This is a genomic window from Rhizobacter sp. Root404 (assembly GCF_001425865.1).
In the GTDB taxonomy this organism is placed as follows: Bacteria; Pseudomonadota; Gammaproteobacteria; order Burkholderiales; family Burkholderiaceae_C; genus LMDS01.
The window spans coordinates 184,754-204,578 of sequence record NZ_LMDS01000001.1; the positions used below are offsets into that span (position 1 = coordinate 184,754).

15 protein-coding genes are annotated in these 19,825 nt (G+C 69.6%); 4 read left to right on the forward strand and 11 right to left on the reverse strand.

All coding sequences use genetic code 11. The features are described 5' to 3' along the window. Positions 1 to 5: 5 nt before the first annotated feature. Genes ASC76_RS00945 through ASC76_RS00955 form a run of 3 tightly spaced genes read right to left on the reverse strand, consistent with a single transcriptional unit; the run spans position 6 to position 3,669 of the window. On the reverse strand, positions 6 to 935 hold the full coding sequence (locus ASC76_RS00945) for a branched-chain amino acid ABC transporter permease (RefSeq protein ID WP_056461067.1): 930 nt from the start codon (positions 933 to 935) through the stop codon (positions 6 to 8). Between the two features lie 2 nt (positions 936 to 937). Then, positions 938 to 1,723 carry an ABC transporter ATP-binding protein gene (locus tag ASC76_RS00950; RefSeq protein WP_056461071.1) on the reverse strand — a complete coding sequence of 262 codons (786 nt, stop codon included), beginning with the start codon at positions 1,721 to 1,723 and terminating at the stop codon, positions 938 to 940. After that, on the reverse strand, positions 1,723 to 3,669 hold the full coding sequence (locus ASC76_RS00955; protein ID WP_056461074.1) for a long-chain fatty acid--CoA ligase: 1,947 nt from the start codon (positions 3,667 to 3,669) through the stop codon (positions 1,723 to 1,725). Before ASC76_RS00955 ends, ASC76_RS00950 begins: the two co-directional genes overlap by 1 nt. 139 nt (positions 3,670 to 3,808) lie before the next feature. On the opposite strand from ASC76_RS00955, the gene ASC76_RS00960 reads away from it, so the two are divergent. Beyond that, entirely contained in the window at positions 3,809 to 4,537 is a 729-nt protein-coding gene (locus ASC76_RS00960) for a Crp/Fnr family transcriptional regulator (protein ID WP_056461075.1), read from the forward strand. A 25-nt stretch (positions 4,538 to 4,562) separates the two neighbouring features. On the opposite strand, the gene ASC76_RS25820 is transcribed toward ASC76_RS00960, so the two are convergent. Further along, positions 4,563 to 5,816 carry a PEP-CTERM sorting domain-containing protein gene (locus ASC76_RS25820; RefSeq protein WP_200947081.1) on the reverse strand — a complete coding sequence of 418 codons (1,254 nt, stop codon included), beginning with the start codon at positions 5,814 to 5,816 and terminating at the stop codon, positions 4,563 to 4,565. A 118-nt stretch (positions 5,817 to 5,934) separates the two neighbouring features. Here ASC76_RS25820 and ASC76_RS00970 point away from each other — a divergent pair, with 118 nt between their 5' ends. From ASC76_RS00970 to ASC76_RS00980, 3 genes are all read left to right on the forward strand, one after another. Continuing rightward, a complete protein-coding gene (locus tag ASC76_RS00970; protein WP_056461081.1) occupies positions 5,935 to 6,876 on the forward strand; it encodes a LysR family transcriptional regulator in 942 nt (313 codons plus the stop codon). Next, positions 6,869 to 7,855 (forward strand): tripartite tricarboxylate transporter substrate binding protein, encoded by a 987-nt coding sequence (locus ASC76_RS00975; RefSeq protein WP_235580297.1) that lies wholly within the window; start codon positions 6,869 to 6,871, stop codon positions 7,853 to 7,855. The genes ASC76_RS00970 and ASC76_RS00975 overlap by 8 nt, the downstream gene beginning before the upstream one ends. 141 nt (positions 7,856 to 7,996) lie before the next feature. After that, the gene (locus ASC76_RS00980; RefSeq protein ID WP_056461083.1) at positions 7,997 to 10,807 is read left to right on the forward strand and encodes an NB-ARC domain-containing protein; all 2,811 of its coding nucleotides are present in this window, start codon (positions 7,997 to 7,999) and stop codon (positions 10,805 to 10,807) included. A 49-nt stretch (positions 10,808 to 10,856) separates the two neighbouring features. Here the strand turns inward: ASC76_RS00980 and ASC76_RS25995 are convergent, their stop codons facing one another. The 7 genes from ASC76_RS25995 to gspD all read right to left on the reverse strand — a co-directional run bounded on the left by ASC76_RS25995 (position 10,857) and on the right by gspD (position 19,824). Beyond that, positions 10,857 to 11,555, reverse strand: a complete 699-nt coding sequence (locus tag ASC76_RS25995; RefSeq protein WP_056461086.1) for a PEP-CTERM sorting domain-containing protein — start codon at positions 11,553 to 11,555, stop codon at positions 10,857 to 10,859. A 216-nt stretch (positions 11,556 to 11,771) separates the two neighbouring features. After that, positions 11,772 to 12,665: a 5'-nucleotidase gene (locus ASC76_RS00990; RefSeq protein WP_056461089.1), complete on the reverse strand. Its 894-nt coding sequence runs from the start codon at positions 12,663 to 12,665 to the stop codon at positions 11,772 to 11,774. A gap of 36 nt (positions 12,666 to 12,701) precedes the next feature. Further along, positions 12,702 to 13,673, reverse strand: a complete 972-nt coding sequence (locus ASC76_RS00995; RefSeq protein ID WP_056462990.1) for a tripartite tricarboxylate transporter substrate binding protein — start codon at positions 13,671 to 13,673, stop codon at positions 12,702 to 12,704. A gap of 85 nt (positions 13,674 to 13,758) precedes the next feature. Next, positions 13,759 to 14,760, reverse strand: a complete 1,002-nt coding sequence (locus tag ASC76_RS01000; protein WP_056461092.1) for an AAA family ATPase — start codon at positions 14,758 to 14,760, stop codon at positions 13,759 to 13,761. Positions 14,761 to 14,921: 161 nt separating this feature from the next. After that, complete coding sequence (gene gspF, locus ASC76_RS01005) at positions 14,922 to 16,136, reverse strand: type II secretion system inner membrane protein GspF (RefSeq protein ID WP_056461095.1); 1,215 nt, start codon at positions 16,134 to 16,136, stop codon at positions 14,922 to 14,924. Positions 16,137 to 16,139: 3 nt separating this feature from the next. Next, positions 16,140 to 17,561, reverse strand: a complete 1,422-nt coding sequence (gene gspE / locus ASC76_RS01010; protein WP_056461097.1) for a type II secretion system ATPase GspE — start codon at positions 17,559 to 17,561, stop codon at positions 16,140 to 16,142. Between the two features lie 13 nt (positions 17,562 to 17,574). Beyond that, a complete protein-coding gene (gspD, locus tag ASC76_RS01015; protein WP_235580298.1) occupies positions 17,575 to 19,824 on the reverse strand; it encodes a type II secretion system secretin GspD in 2,250 nt (749 codons plus the stop codon). Position 19,825: the final 1 nt, after the last annotated feature.

The window sequence follows — 19,825 nt, forward strand, 5'->3', positions numbered from 1 at the left end:
TTCGTTCAGACCCGGTCGATGATCTTCTCGCCGAACAGACCCTGCGGCCGGAACAGCAGGAACACGAGCGCCAGCACGTAGGCAAACCAGATCTCGATGCCGCCGCCGAGCATCGGTCCGATGTAGATCTCGGAGAGCTTCTCGCCGACGCCGATGATCAGCCCGCCGATGATCGCGCCGGGCACCGAGGTGAGCCCGCCGAGGATCACGACCGGCAGTGCCTTCAGCGCCACCAGCGCGAGCGAGAACTGCACGCCGAGCTTGCTGCCCCAGATCACGCCGGCGACGAGCGCCACGACCCCGGCCACCGACCAGACGATGATCCAGATGCGCCCGAGCGGGATGCCGATCGACTGCGCCGCCTGGTGGTCGTCGGCCACCGCGCGCAGCGCACGGCCGGTGGCGGTCTTCTGGAAGAACAGCGCCAGCAGCGCGACCAGCACCGCGGCGATCGCCGCCGCGTAAAGGTCTTCCTTGTTGATCAGCACGCCGCCCTGCAGCGCGCTCTCGAGCACGATCACCGGGTCCTTCGGCATGCCGACGTCGATCTTGTAGATGTCGGAGCCGAACAGCGTCTGGCCGAAGCCCTCGAGGAAGTAGCTGATGCCGAGCGTCGCCATCAGCAGCGTGATGTGCTCCTGGTTCACGAGCTTGCGCAGCACCAGCCGCTCGATCAACCACGCGACCGCGATCATGATCACGACCGCTGCGGCGAACGCGAGCACGTTGGCCAGCACCTTGTTGTCGAACCCGAACCACTTCGGGATCCACTCGTAGAAGCGCGCCATCGCCAGCGCCGCGAACAGCACCATCGCGCCCTGCGCGAAGTTGAAGACGCCGCTGGCCTTGTAGATCAGCACGAAGCCGAGCGCGATCAGCGAATACAGCATGCCGACCATCAGGCCGCCAAACAGTGTCTCTAGGAAGAAGCCCATGGTCAGTGACTCGTCCCGAGATAAGCGCTGATCACGTCCGGGTTCGAGCGCACCTCCTGCGGCGAACCGTCGCCGATCTTCTTGCCGTAGTCGAGCACGACCACGCGGTCGGAGATGTCCATCACCACGCCCATGTCGTGCTCGATCAGCACGATGGTCGTGCCGAACTCGTCGTTCACGTCGAGGATGAAGCGGCTCATGTCCTGCTTCTCCTCCACGTTCATGCCGGCCATCGGCTCGTCGAGCAGCAGCACCTGCGGCTCCATCGCGAGCGCGCGGCCGAGGTCGACGCGCTTTTGCAGGCCGTACGGCATCTTGCCGACCGGTGTCTTGCGGTAGGGCTGGATCTCGAGGAAGTCGATGATGCGCTCGACCACCTGGCGCTGCTCGGTCTCCTCGCGCTCGGCCGCGCCCCAGCGGATCGCCTGCTGGAACAGGTTGCTCTTCATCTTCAGGTTGCGCCCCGTCATGATGTTGTCGAGCACGCTCATGCCCTTGAACAGCGCGAGGTTCTGGAAGGTGCGGGCCATGCCCATCTCGGCCACCTGCCGCGAGTTCATGTGCTTGAAGGTCTGACCGCGGAAGCTGATCGACCCCTGCTGCGGCTGGTAGACGCCGTTGATGCAGTTCAGCATCGAGCTCTTGCCGGCGCCGTTCGGGCCGATGATCGCGCGGATCTCGTGCTCCTTCACGTCGAAGCTGATGTCGGTCAGCGCCTTCACGCCGCCGAACGCGAGGCTGATGTTCTTCACTTCGAGGATGACCTCGCCGATCTTGCGGGTGACCATCAGGCAGCCGCCTTCACGGGCGGAAAGACCTTGGTGTCGACGATCTTCAGGTCGGCCGCGACCATGCCGCTGCGACCGTCCTCGAACTTGACCTGCGTCTCGATGTACTGGTTGGTCTTGCCGCCGTAGAGCGCATCGACGAGCACCTGGTAGCGCTCGGCGATGAAGCCGCGCCGGACCTTGCGGGTGCGCGTGAGCTCGCCGTCGTCGGCGTCGAGTTCCTTGTGCAGGATCAGGAAGCGGCTGATCTGCGAACCGGCGAGCTTCTCGTCGACCGCCAGGTCCGCGTTGACCTTCTCGACGCACTCGCGGATCAGCTCGTAGACCTCGGGCTTCTGCGCCAGGTCGGTGTAGCCGGCGTAGGGCAGGTTGCGGCGCTCGGCCCAGTTGCCGACCGCCTCGAAGTCGATGTTGATGAACGCGCAGACGGTCGCGCGCTTGTCGCCGATCGCCACCGCCTCCTTGATGTGCGGGAAGAACTTCAGCTTGTTCTCGACATACTTCGGCGCGAACATCGCGCCGTCGTTCGGCCCACCCATGATGCGGCCGACATCCTTGGCCCGGTCGATGATCTTCAGGTGCCCGCCGGCGTCGAGGAAGCCGGCGTCGCCTGTGTGGTACCAGCCGTCAGGCGTCAGCACCTCGGCGGTGGCCGCCGGGTTGCGGTAGTACTCCTTCAGCAACCCGGGCGACTTGACGAGGATCTCGCCGCTGTCGGTGAGCCTGATCTCGACGCCGTCGATCGGCACGCCGACCGTGTCGGCCTTCGCTTCATGGTCCGGCTGCAGGCAGACGAACACCGCGGTCTCGGTCGAGCCGTAGAGCTGCTTCAGGTTGATGCCGATCGAGCGGTAGAAGGTGAACAGATCCGGGCCGATCGCCTCGCCGGCGGTGTAGGCGACCCGCACGCGCGACAGACCCAGCGTGTTGCGCAGCGGGCCGTAGATCAGCAGCTTGCCGATCGCGTAGTGCAGGCGATCGAGCGCCCCGACCGGCTGGCCGTCCATCAGTCGCGTGCCGACCCGCCGCGCGACCGCCATGAAGTGATGGAACAGCCCCTTCTTGATCGCGCCGGCATCCTCCATGCGGATCATCACGGTGGTCAGCAGGCCTTCGAAGATCCGCGGCGGCGCGAAGTAGTAGGTCGGGCCGATGTCGTTCAGGTCGATTGCGACGGTGCTGGCCGACTCGGGGCAGTTGACGACGTAGCCGCAGACCAGCCACTGCGCGTACGAGAAGATGTTCTGGCCGACCCAGGCCGGCGGCAGGTAGGCCAGCACCTCTTCGGCATTCGTGAGCTTGTCGAACTTCGCGCCGGCCTGCGCGCGGTCGATCAGCGTCATGTGGGTGTGGACCACGCCCTTCGGGTTGCCGGTGGTGCCCGAGGTGAAGAACATCGCGGCCACGTCGTCGGGCTGGGTCGCCTGCACCTCGGCGTCGAACACGCCGGGGTTCGCGGCATTGAAAGCGCGGCCGGCCGCGATCAAGGCGTCCAGCGGGGACAGGCCCGGCTCGTTGTAGTTGCGCAGGCCGCGCGGGTCGTCGAACCAGATCCGCGCGAGCTGCGGGCACTGCTCGCGCACCTCGAGCATCTTGTCGACCTGCTCCTGGTCCTCCACGATCGCGAACGCGACGTCGGCGTTGGTGATCGGGAACACGAACTCGGTCGGCGCCGCGTCCTGGTACAGCGGCACCGGCACCGCGCCGAGCGACTGCGCCGCGAGCATGCAGGCCTGCAGGCGCGGCCGGTTCGCGCCGACCACGACGATGTGCTCGCCGCGCTTCAGCCCGGCCTCGTGCAGCCCGCAGGCGAGCTCGCGCACCAGCGTCGCCAGCGCACTCCACGTCAGCGTCTGCCAGATGCCGAACTCCTTCTCGCGCAATGCCGCGGCGTTCGGCCGCTGGGCGGCGTGGTCGAGCAGGAGGCGCGTGAACGTCGTGGGCACCGGGGTGTCTCCGTGGTGGCGCCGGCGCGTCGCGAAGGCGACAGCACCGGGGTCTGCACGCGAATGTAGAAACAAGTTTGACGCCAGGTTGTCGTTCTGACGACAATCCTAGGGACAGTCCCCTCGGGTGTTTCCCTCGATGAACTCACGCCCTGCCGACACGACGCGCGCGCCGGCGCCGATCTACCAGCGGGCTCGCGCGCCCAACGCGGCGGAACTGGCCGACATCCCGTGGCTGGCCGCACTCGACCGCGAGGAGCGCGCGGTCGCGGTCCAGGACCTGAAGGTGGTGCAGATCGCCGCCGGCGAACTGCTGTGTCGCGTCGGCCGACCGGTCACCTTCTGGTTCGGCGTGATCGACGGCTTCCTCAAGATGAGCAACGACAGCGAGCTCGGGATGCCGATCACCTTCACCGGCCTGCCGCCGGGCGGCTGGTTCGGCGAAGGCACGGTGATCAAGCGCGAGGTCTACCGCTACAACATCCAGGCGGTGCGCACCAGCGTGGCCGCCGGGCTGGGCGTCGACACCTTCCACTGGCTGCTCAACCGCAGCATCCCGTTCAACCGCTTCATCATCCAGCAGCTCAACGAGCGCCTCGGCCAGTTCATCGGCGCGCGCGAGACCGACCGGATGATCAATGTCGATGCCCGCGTCGCGCGCAGCCTCGGCGCGCTGTTCCATCCGGTGCTGTACCCGGGCGTCGGTGGCCTGCTGCGGATTACGCAGCAGGAGCTTGGCTACCTCATCGGCCTGTCGCGCCAGCGGGTCAACGAGGCGTTGAACTCGCTGCAGGACAAGGGCCTGATCCGGATCGAGTACGGCGGCGTCAGCGTGCTCGACCTCGAGGGCCTGCGCAAGGTGGGGTGACCGGCGTCGGGCCCGCTCGAGCGCCTCAGGCGCGTGCCCGGCGCCGGCCGACCCAGCCGACCAGCCCGACGCCGCCGGCCAGCAGCGCCCAGGTCGACGGCTCCGGCACTGCGGCGGCGAAGCCGAGCTGCGTGCTCGCGATCCGCTGCAGCACCAGCGCGTCGCCGGACGCGATGCCCAGGTCGCCCGCAGCGATCTCGCCGGCCCCGAGCGAGAGCGGGTCCAGGCCGGTGATCATGCCGAACTGGACCAGCGCGTCGAGGTACGAGCCGTACTTGCTGGCGTGCAGGTAGTCGTCCCACCACAGGTTCATCAGGTCGCCGGGCTGGCCGGGCACGAACACGCCGTTGGCGTCGTAGAAGCCGCCGGCCTTCACCAGGCCCTGGTCGACCGCGCTCTGGAATGCGTCGCCGACCGGGATCACGCCGGCGAACCTCGGGTTTCCGGCCGCGACGGCGGCGAACGAGGCATGCAGGTCCGCCGTCATCGCCCCGAGGCTGGTGTAGTAGAGCAGCGCGTCGCCGCCGGTGCTGCCGGTGTCGACGATCGGCGAGCCGGTGGGGGAGGTGACGTCGGCGGTGGTGATCTTGTGCGCGAACACCATGTCGGGCCGCGCCCAGGTGTCGGTCAGGAAGACCTGGGTCGCGGCGCTGGCGTTCGTGTTCGCCGGGATCACGCGGCTGATGTTGCACGAGGTCTGCGACAGGCCGGTCGCCATGCAGGCCGCGAGGCTGCCGTACAGCTGGGTCTCGGTGTAGGTCTGCGCGCTGCCGTCGTGGATGAAGCGTTCGAACTGGTTCGCGTACGCCTGGAACTGGGCGAAGTTCGCGTTCTTGCCCCGGCCCGCCGGCAGTGCCGCATCGCTCTGCTCCTGCAGCACGACCACGCCCCAGGTCTGCGACGCGACATTGCCGCGCAGGTCCCACTGCGCGTTCGCGGTGTTCAGGAACTGGCCGCGCAGCGAAGCCGCGTTGCGGGCAGAGATCGAGACGTCGTAGTTCAGCCCGGCCTGCTCGGTCATCGCCTTGAAGATGCCCGGCACGCCGCCCCACGGGTGCGGCTCCCAGGGGTTCGCGCCGGTGGGACTGGCGGCGTAGAACGCGGCGGTCAGGTCGTGCACGTTGGCGGCGTTGTAGCTCATCACCGGGTCGACGCGGCCGAAGGTGTAGCTGTTGCCGACGAACAGGATCTTGACCGGGTCGGCGGCCGAGGCGGCGGTGCTGAGCACGAGCGCCGCGGCGGCCAGGGCGTACGGGGTGAGGCGGGCGGGGCGGGTCATCGTGAATGTCTCCATCGTGAAGTTCGCGCCGATGCAGTGCCGGCACAGGGTCGCAGCCTAGGACGCTCAACCGCAGAGGTCAAATACACTGGCGGCCCGATCTCGATATGTCTGGCATATGGAGCTGCGCCACCTCCGGTACTTCCAGGCCGTCGCCGACAACGGCCACATGACCCGCGCCGCCGCCGAGCTGGGCATCCAGCAACCGCCGCTGTCGCAGCAGATCCGCGCGCTCGAAGCCGAGTTCGGCCTGGCGCTGTTCAAGCGGCATCCCAAAGGCGTGACCTTGACCGATGCTGGCCGCGTGCTGCTGGCCGATGCGCGCCGCATCCTGACCGACGTCGCGGCGCTGCGCCAGCGCATGGCGGGCGTCGCCAGCGGCTTGCAGGGCAGCCTCGCGGTGGGCTTCACGAGCTCGGCCGCGGCGCACCGCTTCACGCCGGAAGCGCTGCGCGCTTGCCGCGGGCATTACCCGGAGATCGCGCTCGCGCTGAGCGAGAACCACGCGGCCGGAATCATCGACGCGGTCGCCGCGTCGCGCCTGGACTGCGGGCTGCTGCGCGTGCCGGTCGCGCGGCCCGCGGGGCTGGTGTTCGAGCCCCTGCTGCACGAGAGCGTGGTCGTCGCGCTGCCGCTCGACCACCGGCTCGCCCAGCCGCCGTCGCGCGGGCGCGGCCGCGCGACGGGCGCGCCCCGGCTGCGCCTGCGCGAGTTGCGGGACGAGGGTCTGATCCTGGTACGCCAGCCGGGCGCGCCCGGTCTGTACGCGAACCTGCTCGCGGCCTGCGAGAAGCAGGGCTTCAAGCCGCGGGTCGTGGCCGAGGTCGACCGGATGATGACGAACCTGAACCTGGTCGCCGCCGGCGCCGGCATCTCGGTCGTGCCGGCCTCGATGCGAGGCACCCACGCGCATGCGATCGCCTACCGGTCGCTCGCCGCCGGCGCGGCGCTCGACGCACCGCTGACGCTGGTGTATCGCGCCGACACCAATCCCGGCGCGGCGAACACCTTCGTCGCGTTGCTGCGTCGGCTCGCGGCCGGCTGGCGCGACGATGGCTGAGGGCGCGCCGCCGCTGCGCGATGACCGGCGCCGCCTGGTCGCGATGGCGGCGGCCGTGCTCGGCGCGCCATGGCCGCACGGCGTGCGCGCCGAGCCGGCCGCTGCGCCGCTGCGCCTTGTCGTCGCCTACCCGCCCGGCGGCATCAGCGACCAGGTGGCGCGCGCGCTCGCGCCGCCGCTGGCGCGGCGGCTCGGCGTCACGGTGCAAGTCGCGAACCAGGCCGGCGCTGGCGGTGCGATCGCGCTGCGGGCGCTCGCCCGTTCGCCGCCCGACGGCCGCACGCTGGTGTTCGCGGCGATCACGCCGCTGGCCTTCGACGCCAGCTTGCGGGCCCCGCTGCCGGGCGCCCCGGCGCCGGTCGTGCCCGTCGCGAGCGTGATGCTGACGCCGTCGCTCCTGGTGGGCACGCCCGCCTTCGGCGGCCGTCGTTTCGAAGAGCTGCTCGCCCAGGCGCGCGCCCGGCCGGGCGCGCTGCGCTGGGCCACGTCGGGGGTCGCGACCACCGGCCACCTGGTGCTCGAACAGGTGTGCCGCGCGTTCCGCGTCAGCGTCACCCACGTGCCTTACAAGGGCGGTGGCCAGCAGCTCAGCGATGCGCTCGGCGGGCAGTTCGAGCTGCTCGCGACCAATGTCGGGCCGGCGCAGCTCGACCATGTGCGTGCCGGCCGCTTCACGCCGCTGGCGGTCGGCGCGCCCGCGCGCCTGTCGGTCCTGCCGGCGGTGCCGACGTTCGCCGAGCTCGGCTGTCCGCGTGCCAATCTCGCCTCGTTGTTCGGGCTGTTCGCGCCCGGCGCCACACCGATGGCGCGGGTCGAGGCGCTCAACGCCGCGCTCGACCAGGCCCTGCGCGAGCCGACCCTGCGCGCGACGCTGATCGGATCGGGCAACGTGCCGACCGGCGGCAGCGCCGGGGATTTCGGGCGCGAGATCGCGCTGGCGGCCGAGGGCATGGCCGGGCTGCTCGGTCCGGCGCGCTGAGCGCGGCGGCCACGGCGCCGCTCGTCAAACGTGGGGGTGCCAGCGGGTTTCCAGCGGGGCAGGCGACCCGGCGGCGATTAGACTCACCGTTGTGTGCAAACCCATTCGGCGTGGCAAACGTCACGCTCGACAGACTCCACGATGAGTGAGATCAGGGCGCTGCTCCTGACCGATGTCGTGGACAGCACCAAGCTGTCCCAGGAAATCGGCGATGCCGCGATGGCCGTCGTCTGGACGGCGCACGACCGGGTCGCCCGTGGCCTGCTCGATCCGTGGCGCGGCCGCGAGATCGACAAGACCGACGGCATGCTGCTGCTGTTCGACAACGCCGGCGACGCCGTGGGTTACGCGATGGCGTACCACCGCGCGCTGGCCGCGCTGGAGACGCCGCTGGCCGCACGAGCCGGCCTGCACGTGGGCCCGGTGATCCTGCGCGAGAACGAGGCGAGCGATGTGGCCCGCGGCGCCAAGCCGCTGGAGGTCGAGGGCCTGGCGAAGCCGATCGCCGCCCGTGTGATGGCGCTGGCGCGCGCCGGCCAGACGCTGCTGACGGCCGAGGCGCGCGATGACCTCGGCAAGACGGCGCTGAAGGTCGTCTCGCACGGCCACTGGCAGGTCAAGGGCGTGACCGATCCGCTCGAGCTGTTCGAGGCCGGCGACGCGGGCGCCGCATTCGTGCAGCCGCCCGACGGCGAGAAGGCGTTCCGCGTCGTGCGCCTGGGCGACTGGTGGCTGCCGGTCAAGGAGATCCCGAACAACCTGCCGCACCAGCCGACCTCGTTCATCGGCCGCGAACGCGAGCTCGGCGAGGTCAAGGCGCTGCTCGGCACGGCGCGGCTCGTCACGCTGCTCGGCATGGGCGGACTGGGCAAGACGCGCCTGTCGCTGCAGGCGGCGGCGGAACTGATCCACCTGTTCCCGGACGGCGTCTGGTTCCTCGACCTGGCGCCGATCAGCGACGCGACCTTGGTGCTCGGCGAGGTCGCGCAGGCGCTCGGCGTGCGTGAGGAGCCGGACCGGCCGCTGCTGCAGACCTTGTGTGCGCACCTGAAGAACCACCGTGCGCTGCTGATCTTCGACAACTGCGAGCACCTGATCAAGGTCTCGGCGCAGCTCGCCAGCGCGATCCTGAAGGTGGCGCCGCAGGTGCGCATCCTGGCGTCCAGCCGCGAATCGCTGCGCACGCCCGGCGAGCAGAGCTACCCGGTGCTGCCGCTGCCGGTGCCGGCCAAGGGCGCGGGCATGGAGGCGCTGGCGCGCTCGACCGCGGTGCGGCTGTTCGTCGACCGGGTCCAGCTGCACAAGCCCAGCTTCGAGCTGAACGAGCGCGAGGCGCCGCACGTGGCCGAGCTGGTGGCGCGGCTGGAGGGCATCCCGCTCGCGCTGGAGCTGGCGGCCGCGCGCATCCGTTCGCTGACGCTGGCCGACATCAACACCCGCCTGAAGGACCGCTACAAGCTGCTCACCGGCGGATCGCGCGTGCTGCAGGAGCGCCAGCAGACGCTGCGCGCGCTGGTCGACTGGTCGTACGAATTGCTGGAGCCGCCCGAACAGACCGTGCTGTCGCGCCTGGCGGTGTTCGTCGGCGGCTTCGACCTGGCCGCCGCGGAGGCGGTCTGCGGCGACGAGGCCGTGGACAGCGCCGACGTGCTGGATTTGCTCGCATCGCTGTGCGAGAAGTCGCTGGTGATGCTCGAGGAGCGCGACGAAGGCTCGCGTTACCGGATGCTGGAGACCATCCGCGACTACGCGCGCGAGAAGCTCGAGCAGAACGACGACGTCGCTGCGGTCGCGGCGCGGCACTGCGGCCACTACTTTGCCGTCGCCAAGGCGGCCAACCACGGCCTGCGCGGTCCGGAGCAGGCGGACTGGATCTGGAAGCTCGAGACCGAGCTCGACAACGTGCGCAATGCCATCGCGCTGGCGTTGGCCGGCGGCGTCGATTCCTTCATCGCGGTCAAGTTCGCGGTGGCGATGCAGGGCTTCTGGATCCTGCGCGGCTATTCCACCGAAGGCCGCAACGTGGTGCGCGCCGCGCTCGCGCTGCCGGCGATCGAGGCGTCGTCGGTCGCGCAGGGGTGGGCGCTCTACGTCGGCGCCGCGCTGGCCGAGAGCCAGAGTGACCATGCCGAGGCCCGCAAGATGCTCGAGACCTGCCTCGAACTGCGGCGGCAGCTCGGCAACGAGATCGACATCGCGGCCACGCTGTCGACGCTGTCGCTGGCGCGACTGCAGGCCGGCGACGCCGTCGGCGCGGCGGCCGGCGAGACCGAGGCGCTGCAGATCTTCCAGCGCCTGGGCGACCGGCGCGGCGAGGCGATCGGGCTGCTGCACCTGGGGCAGATCGGCCTGTTCGAGGGCGACGACGCGGCGGCGCGCGCGCACCTCGACCGGTGCCTGGCGATCTCGCGCGAGATCAAGCACCAGGAGCTCGAGGCCGAGTGCGAGCTGTTCCTCGGCGCGACCGCGCTGCAGGGCGACGACCGGGACCAGGCCGGCCTGCGCTTCAAGCGCTCGCTGACGGTGTGTCGCGAGGCCGGCGACAAGCGCGGCGAGGCGCACGCGATGTGGTGGCTCGGCCACCTCGACCTGCGCAGCGGCGACCTCGTCTCCGCGCGCTCGCGACTCAGCGAGGCGCTGCGCGCGTTCCGCGCCTTCGAGGCCTGGGAGGACGTGCTCGGCTGCCTCGAGGACCATGCGGTGCTGGCGCTGGCCGAGGGGCTGCCCGAGCTGTCGGTCGGGATTGCCGCAGTCGCCGCCAAGGCCCGCGAGCGCCTGGGCCTGGTGCATTCGCCGCGCGACGAGGCCCGCTGGCAGGCGCACCTGGCCGACATGCGGCGCGCCGTGCCCGACCTGCAATACAGCGGCGTCTGGCTCGACGCGCAGGACTGGCAGATCGATGTCGCGATCCGCCACGCGCTGGCGCCCCAAAAGGAAACGGCGACGGCCTGATCGGGTCCGTCGCCGTGCAGGTGCTGCGCGGCAGGCGCGCAGCGGCTCGTCAGGCCGCGCGGCGGCGGCGCGCGACGAACCCGAGCACGCCCAGGCCGGCGAGCATCAGCGCGTAGGTGCCCGGCTCCGGGATCGCCGGGGTCAGTTCGCCGAGTGCGTAGGTCTCGGAGATCACGCACAGCTCGTTGCGGTTGAAGCAGGTGTTCGAGTACGCCGGATCGTTCGGGGTCAGGCCCATGTAGGCCCGCACGCCGTTGGCCGCGAGCGGGTCCACCGAGTCGAAGTCGAAGTACATGTAGAACGCATACGCGCCGCTGCCGGCCGCGGCGAACGAGGCGCCGGCGGGCGGGATGAAGCCGGTCGTGTAGTTCGACAGCAGCCCGGTCAGCTGGTTGTCGACGATCTGCAGGCCGGTCACGAAGGTGGCGGGGATGCTGCTCAGGATCGAGAACGTCGTTTCGGTGCCGGCCTGGTCGGCCAGGTCGTAGAACGTGACGTCGAAAGCGGTGACCTGGAAGCCCGAGCACGCGCCGGTCGCGGTGTAGTTGCCGGTCGGCTGGGCCAGGCAGCTGTCGTCGACCTGGAACGTCGCGGTGGCCGACCAACCCAGGTTCGGGACCGGGGCGCCGAATGCCGGATCCCAGCTGCCGGTGTAGACGGCGGCCTGAGCGGAGCCCGAGGCGGCGACCAAGGTGGCGCAGGCGACGGCCGCGCTGGCGACGAGGGACTTGAAACGATGGACAGACATGGGTACCGCCTTGTGTTGTTGCGTGCAAACCGATCTGCACTTGAGTCGGTGGCGCCACAAACTGGCCGCTCAACCGCCAAAGATTCACTGTTCAGGGCGCGATCATAAGGACCAATGTCAACGACGTTGTCCTGCCAATCACCCCCAGTCAGGGGGGTACAAGGGCCCGGGAAAAGGGGGTCACGCCCGGGAAAAGTCCCGGAAAGCGGTCGGTCGTCAGGCGTTGCTGACACCTGAGGCGACATGCCCCGCGGGGACGTGCGCCGCCGCGGAATCGACATGGCCGGTCTGGTCGTCGAAGAAGAAGTCGGGCTCGAACTCGCGCAGGAACGCCCCCTTCGGCAGCCCGCCCAGGAACATCGCCTCGTCGACCTCGATGTGCCAGTCCATCAGCGTGCGGATCGCGCGCTCGTGGGCCGGCGCGCTGCGGGCCGTGACCAGTGCGGTGCGGATGCGCATGCCGGCGGCGGGCTCGTGTTGCAGCCGCTGCAGGGCCAGCAGCAAGGGCTTGAACGGCCCGGCCGCCAGCGGGGTCGCCGAGTGGTCGCGCTCGTGGGCCTGGAAGGCGTCGAGCCCGCCCGACTGGTAGACGCGCTCGGCTTCGTCGGAGAACAGCACCGCGTCGCCGTCGAAGGCGATCCGCACCTCGCCGGGGTGCGCGCTCGAGGCGCGTGCCGAGTGCGGGTAGACGCGCGCCGCCGGCACGCCCGCGCCCAGCGCCGAGCGCACGTCGGCCTCGTTGGTCGACAGGAACAGGTGCGCGTTGAGCGGCCGCAGGTAGCGCCACGGCGACTCGCCGCGGGTGAACACGCCGCGCTGGATCGGCAACCCGTAGTGCTGCGCCGAGCGGAACACGCGCATTCCGGAGACCGGATCGTTGCGCGACAGGATCACGACCTCGACGCGCGGGCTCTCCACATTGAACGCCAGCAGCTTGTTGACCAGCGAGAAGGCGACGCCGGGCTTGGCGGCCCGGTCGAGCCGCTCCAGCTGCAGCTGCATGTAGGCGCGGTCGTCGTTCGCTTCGAAGTGCTGGTTCTCCTCCTCGAAGTCGAAAAGCGCGCGCGACGAGATCGCGACGACGAGCTGACCGTCGAGTGAGGTGGGCATGCGGCCGATGATACGAGCCGGGCGGCTCGGGACGGCTCAGTCCAGCTTCGCGCCCGAGTCCTTGACCGCCTTGGCCCAGACCGGCATCTCGCGTGTCAGGTAGGCGCCGAACTCCTCGCTGCCGAGGTAGGCCGGGTCGGCGCCCTGGGCCGTCATGCTCTTGCGCAGGTCCGGGTTCTCCAGCACCTGCTTGAACGCTTCGGAGAGCCGCGCGACCACGTCCTTCGGCGTGCCGGCGGGCGCCATCACGCCGTAGAAGCCGACCACGTCCATGCCCTTGACGCCGACCTCGGCGAACGTGGGCACGCCCGGCAGTGCGGCGTTGCGCTCGCGGCCGGTGATCGCCAGCGCGCGCAGCTTGCCCTGCTTCACGTACTGCGAGGCGAGCGGGATCGACTCGGCCATCATCTGCACCTGCCCGGCCAGCAGGTCGGTCAGCGCCGGCGCGCTGCCGCGGTAGGGAATGTGGACGATGAACGTGCCGGTCGACTGCTTGAACATCTCCGGCACCAGGTGCGAGCTGCCGCCGTTGCCGGCCGAACCGTAGTTCAGGCGGCCCGGCGACTTCTTCGCCAGCGCGATCAGCTCCTGCACGTTGCTGGCCGGCACGGCCGGATGGACGAGCAGCGCGAGCGGCTGCTGCGCAGTGCGCGCGATCGGCACGAAGTCCTTCAGCGTCGCGTACGGCAGCTTCGGGTAGATCGCCGGGTTGATCACCATCACGCCGGTGTTCGCGAGCATCAGCGTGTACCCGTCGGGCGGGGACTTGGCGACGAAGTCGGCGCCGACCGAGCCGCCGGCGCCGGCCTTGTAGTCGATGATCACCGGCTGGCCCAGCGCCGATTGCAGCTTGTCGGCGAGCAGGCGGCCGTGGGTGTCGAGCGGACCACCCGCCGGGAAGCCGACGATGATCTTGACGGGCCGGTCGGGGAAGGCCGCGTGGGCTGCAGGCGCCGTAAGGGCGGCCCAGGCGAGCAGGAACAGGTTCAGGACGGACAGGCGTTTCATCGGCAGGCTCGGCAAGGTCGGAAGTGCGCCGATCTTGCCCGCGCCACCGCGCGGCGCCATCGCGACTTGCCCGAACGCGCCTCGCCTACTGCATGAAGCCGATCGCCCCGCGCTTGCCGCGTGCGTCGGGCAGGTCACGGGTCTCGATGCGGCTTCGACGGTCGAGCTTGGCGTTGCCGAACGCGGTCATCCAGGCGCGACGCATCTCGCGCGGGGCCAACTCGCTCATCGCGTCCAGCACGTCGCTGGGCGGGTCGAGCTCGAAACGCTCGCCCCAGCCGTGCTCGGCGCGGATGCTCGTGTAGAGGCGCGCGGCAATGCGGCGTGCGGCGTCGCGATCGGGTGCGTGCACTTCGTACACGTTCATGCGGTTCAGGATGGGGTCGGGGATCGCGCGGCCGTCGTTGGCGGTCGCGACCCAGATCACCTGGCTGGCGTCGATCGGCACTTCGGCGAACTCATCGGTGAAGCTGCCGGCGGTGTCGTGCTCGAGCAGGCCGTAGAGCGCGCCGAGCGGGTCGTACGCGTGCTCGCCGCCGGCCTTGTCGATCTCGTCGACGACCATCACCGGGTTCGCGTACTGGCCGTCGACCAGGGTCTCGAACACCTTGCCGGGGCGGGCGCCCTTCCACTGGCTGGACGCGCCGCTGAGCACCCAGCCGGCGGTCATCGAGCTCATCGACAGGAAGCCCATGCCGGTGCCCAGCAATTGGGAGAGTTCGCGCGCGAAGTGCGTCTTGCCCACGCCCGGTGGGCCGAGCAGCAGCAGCGGCGTGATCTCGAGTGCGTCGCGGCTGTCCTCGCACAGCGCGAGCTGGCGGCGGATGTCGTCGAGCACCTCGGTGAAGTTGGGCAGCTCGTCGTAGAGGTGGTCCATCTCCGGCAGCCCGGAGGGCTTGACCTGGAAGCGCTCGGGGCCTTTTTCGAGCATGCGCTCGTAGGTCGAACGCAGGGTCTCGTGTTCCTTGTGCGGTAGCTTGTCGAGCTTGCGTCCGACGTCGTCGACGCGGTAGAGGTTGCGCATCCGCGCGATCGGGATGCTGCCGGGCCGGGACGAGACCGTCACGAGATCGTTGGAAGCGGGCATCTGGCGAACCTCCTGGTGCAACCTTGCGCTGTGAACATTCAAGCACAGTCTGCCGAACGGCGCCTCGCGGAACTGAGGGGCAAACCCGAGCTTGATGTTGCAGATCGCGTGCCAGGAGGCCGCGGGCCCAGCGCCGGGCCGCCCCAAGGCGGCCGAGGGGCTCACTTCACCCAGGTATTGAGCTGGATGATCGGCAGCAGGACGGCGAGCACGATCAGCATCACGACGCCGCCCATCGCGACGATCAGCAGCGGCTCGAGGATCGTCGCCATCTGCATCGCGCGGCGTTGCACCTCGGTGCCGAGCTGGCGGGCGGCGCGGTCGAGCATCAGCGGCAGCTGGCCGGTCTGTTCGCCCAGCCGGGAGAACATGCCGAGGATGCCGGGGAAGCGCTTCTTGCCGGCCAACGCCGATGCGAGAGGCGCACCCTCGCGCACCTGCACCAGCGCGTCCATCGCGTCGGCGCGCATCGCGCGGTTCGACAGCGTTTCGCTCGCGGCCTGCAGCGCCTTCAGGATCGGCACCCCGGCACCGGCCAGCATGGCCAGCGTGCCGGCGAAGCGCGCGGCGTTGTAGCCGCGCGCGAGCTTGCCGATCAGCGGCAGCTCGAGCCAGCCGGCATCGAAGCTCTGTCGGAACACCTCGTTGCGCAACATCGCCATCAGCAGCGCGCCGCCGGCGGCCAGCGCCAGCAGCACCGCCCATCCCCAGTTGCGCAGGAAGGCGCTGATGCCGAGCATCGCGATGGTCAGCGTCGGCAGCGCGCGCTTGGAACTGCTGAACACCGAAGCGACCTGCGGCACCACGTAGGTGACGAGGAAGATCACGATCACGACCGCGATCAGCGAGACGATGGCCGGGTAGAGTGTCGCGCCGATCAACTTGCTGCGCAGTTCCTGGCGCTCTTCCAGGTCATCGGCGAGGCGTTCCAGCACCTTGCCGAGCGCACCGCTCTGTTCGCCGGCCGCAACGACGCCGCGGTACACCTCGTCGAACTCGCGCGGCGCGCTGGCCAGCGCCCGTGCGAACGGCGAGCCGCTGTTGACCTCGCTCTTCAGGTGCGCGACGAGCTCGCGCTGGCGCGAATCCTCGGCCTCCTCGCTCAGCGCGGTCAGCGCGCGTTCGAGCGGCAGGCCGGCGCCGACGAGACCGGCCAGCTGTCGCGTCCAGACGGTCAGGCTGGTGGTGTTGAACACGCGCCGCGTGAAGCGCAAGCCTTCGGCGCGCGTGCCGGCCGACGCGACCAGCGTGACCGCCAGCGGCACCAGCGACTGCGCGCGCAGCTGGCCACGCGCGGCCTTGGCGTTCTCGGCGTCGAGCAGGCCGGTGGTCGACTTGCCGGCGGCGTCGAGGGCTTCGAACTTGTAGGCGGGCACTGCTTATTCCCGGGTCACGCGCATCACTTCTTCGGGTGACGTGATGCCTTCGGCGACCAGCCGTTCGCCGTCCTCGCGCATCGAGCGCAGGCCGGCTGCCTCGGCGGCGACGAAGATCTGCGACTCCGCGGCGCGCCCGTGGATCAGCGCGCGAACCTGGTCGTCGACCGCCATCAGCTCGTACACACCGGTGCGGCCCTTGTAGCCGGTGCTGCCGCATTCCGGGCAGCCGACCGGGTGGTAGCGGCCGCGCGCGTCGACCTTCTTGCAGTGCGGGCAGAGCTTGCGCACCAGCCGCTGCGCCAGCACGCCGATCAGGCTGGAACTCAGCAGGAACGGCTCGACGCCCATGTCGATCATCCGCGTCACGGTGCTCGGCGCGTCATTGGTGTGGACGGTGGCGAGGACCAGGTGGCCGGTCAGCGAGGCCTGGATCGCGATCTGCGCGGTCTCGTAGTCGCGGATCTCGCCGATCATGATCACGTCCGGGTCCTGGCGCAGGATCGCGCGCAGCGCCTTCGCGAAGGTCAGGTCGATCTTCGGGTTGACCTGCGTCTGGCCGATGCCGGCGAGCTCGTACTCGACCGGGTCTTCGACGGTCAGCACGTTGGTCGAGCCGGTGTCGACGCGACCGAGCGACGCATACAGCGTGGTCGTCTTGCCCGAGCCGGTCGGCCCGGTCACCAGCACGATGCCGTGCGGCTGCTGCACCAGCTTGTCGAACTTCTTGAGTACCTCGCCGCTCATGCCCAGGCCTTCGAGCGTGAACTTCGATTCGCCCTTGTCGAGCAGCCGCAGTACCGCGCGCTCGCCGTGCGAGGACGGCAGCGTCGAGACGCGCACGTCGACCGCGCGGCCGCCGATGCGCAGCGAGATCCGGCCGTCCTGCGGCAGCCGGCGCTCGGCGATGTCGAGCTCGGCCATGATCTTCAAGCGCGAGATCAGCGCCGCGTGCAGCGCCTTGTTCGGCTGCACCACCTCGCGCAGCGTGCCGTCGACCCGGAAGCGCACCGAGCTGCTGCGCTCGTAGGGCTCGATGTGGATGTCGGACGCGCCGTCTTTCGCCGCCTGCGTCAGCAGCGCGTTCAGCATGCGGATGATCGGGGCATCGTTGCTGGCCTCGAGCAGGTCCTCGATCGCCGGCAGCTCCTGCATCATGCGGCTCAGGTCGACCGCGCTCTCGACCTCGCCGATGACCGTGGCGGCGCTCGACTCGCTGCCCGCGTACGCCACGGCAATGCGGTTGGCGAGCGACGACGCGGCCTCGCGCTCCAGTGCGTCCACATCGTACAGGCGCAGCACCTCGCCGAGGGCGGGCAGGCCGACGGATTCGGGCGCCCACAGCACGAGCCGTGCGCCGTCGTCCTCGAGCAGCAGCGTGTTCGCCTTGGCGTAGGCGTAGGGCAGGGGGTGGCGGGCGCCCATCGTGGTGCTCCGGTCAGTTCGTCTTCGGGGCAGACGCCGGCACCGGCTCGGGCGCCGACGCGGGCAGCGAGGGGGCCACCACCGGCGCCGGCGGCGCGGTGTCGGTCAGCGGCCGCGGCACGCCGGTCGGGCTGCTCTCGCCCGGGCGCAACTGCGGCAACACCGGCGATTCATTGAGTTGCAGGATCGTGCTCTGGGGCGGCTGTGCGTTCATCTGCTGCCCGCGGATGAAGTCGTAACGGTCCAGCGAGATCCTGTTGCTCGCCGCCTGGTCGCGCATCACGACCGGGCGCAAGAACACCATCAGATTGGAGCGTTTGCGGGTGCGGTTCTCGCTGCGAAAGAGCGCGCCGATGTACGGGATGTCGCCGAGCAGCGGAACCTTGGAGCGATTGATCGAATAGTTGTCCTCGATCAGCCCACCCAGCACGATGATCTGCCCGTCGTCGACCGTGATGGTCGATTCGATCGACCGCTTGTTGGTGGTCGGTCCGGCGTTGTCGGTGCCGGTCGCGACGGCGCCGGCCACGGACGAGGACTCCTGGTAGATCGTCATGCGCACGGTGCCGTTTTCGCCGATCTGCGGCTTGATCTTCAGCGTTGTGCCGACGTCCTTGCGCTCGATGGTCTGGAACGGACTTGTCGTGCTGGTGCCGGTGTTTGTGTACTGGCCAGTCACGAATGGGACGTTTTGTCCAACAACGATTCTGGCCTCCTCGTTGTCCAGCGTCACTAGATTCGGCGTCGACAGAATGTTGGTGTCGGCCTGAGTCTGAAGCGCCCGGGCAATGGCGGCCAACCCGAATCCATTAGTGCCGCCAAAGTTCCGAATCAGGCCGATGTTGCCCCCCGCGCCTAAGCCGGCAAGCGCTTCGATTGCGGATGGCGCGCCCTGGTTGGCCAGGATGTTGTTGGAGGTGCCGAAATTCGTTCCAGCGCCGCCGATGAACCGGCTTCCGGGATTGCTCAGCGCCTGCCACTGGATGCCGAAATCGATGCTCTGCTCCGGATTGACCTCGACGATCAACGACTCGATGTACACCTGCGCGCGCCTCGAATCCAACTGTTCGATGACGGCACGGAGCTGCTTGTAGAAGGGTTCGGGTGCCGTGATGATCAGCGCATTGCTCGACGGATCGGCCTGCACGAAGCCACCGGTCGATGGGCCGCCCGAGGATGCCAGCGGCGACGTCGTCTGGGTCGATGCACCGGTGTTGGCGCTGCTCGTGTTGGCGCTCGCCGAAGTCGGCGTGCCCTGCGTGCTGCTGCCCGTGCCGCTCGACGATCCGCCCGCGCCCGAGCCGCCATAGGCCGCCCGCAGCACCGTCGCCAGCTTCACCGCGTCGGCGTTCTTCAGATAGACGACCCAGACGTTGCCGGTCGCTCCGGCGGAAGGCACCGGCCGGTCGAGCTTGTCGATCAGCGCGCGGATCGAGGCCATGCGCGCCGGGTTCGGGGCGCGCACCAGCAGCGAGTTGCTGCGCGAATCGATCTGCAGCGACGACGCGGTGGTGCTGCCGGCCACGCCCGGCGCCGTCGGGGCGCCGCCGGCGCCCGTTCCGGTGCTGTCGGTCATGCGCTGCACCAGCGGCGCGATGTCGGCGGCCACGGCGTACTTCAGCGGGATCACTTCGACGTCGCCAGAGGCCGGGGTGTCCATCGCCGCGATGATCTTGCCGATGCGCTGCAGGTTGTCGGCGTAGTCGGTGATCACCAGCGTGTTGTTGCCGGGGTTCGCGTTGATCGTGTTGTTCGGGCTGATCAGCGGACGCAGCACCGGCACCAGGTTGTTGGCGTTCTCGTGCTGCAGGCGGAAGACCTGCGTCAGCACCTGGTCGCCGCCGCGCGAGGTGCGCTCGCCGACCGAGACGGTGCCGGTCTGCAGCTTGGCATCGGCCTCGGGCACGATCTTGTACAGGCCACCGACCTCGACGACCGTGAAGCCCAGCCCGCGCAGTGCGGCCAGGAAGTTGACGTAGGCTTCGCGCGGGGTCAGCGCCGAATCGCTGTACAGCGTCATCGTGCCCTTGACGCGCGGGTCGACGACAAACGGCTGCTTCAGGATCGCCGACATCGCGCGCGCCACGCCCTCGATCTCGGCGTTGACGAAGTTCAGCGTCACGGTTTCGCCGCGCGTGCTGCGGGCCTTGCTGCTCTGCGCGAAGGCCATCGGCGCCGGCAGCAGCGAGGCCATCAGCACCGCCGCGGCGATCGCGGCCGGCAGCACGCGGCTGGCAGGTTTCAGGGGGTCGCTTGGCTTCATG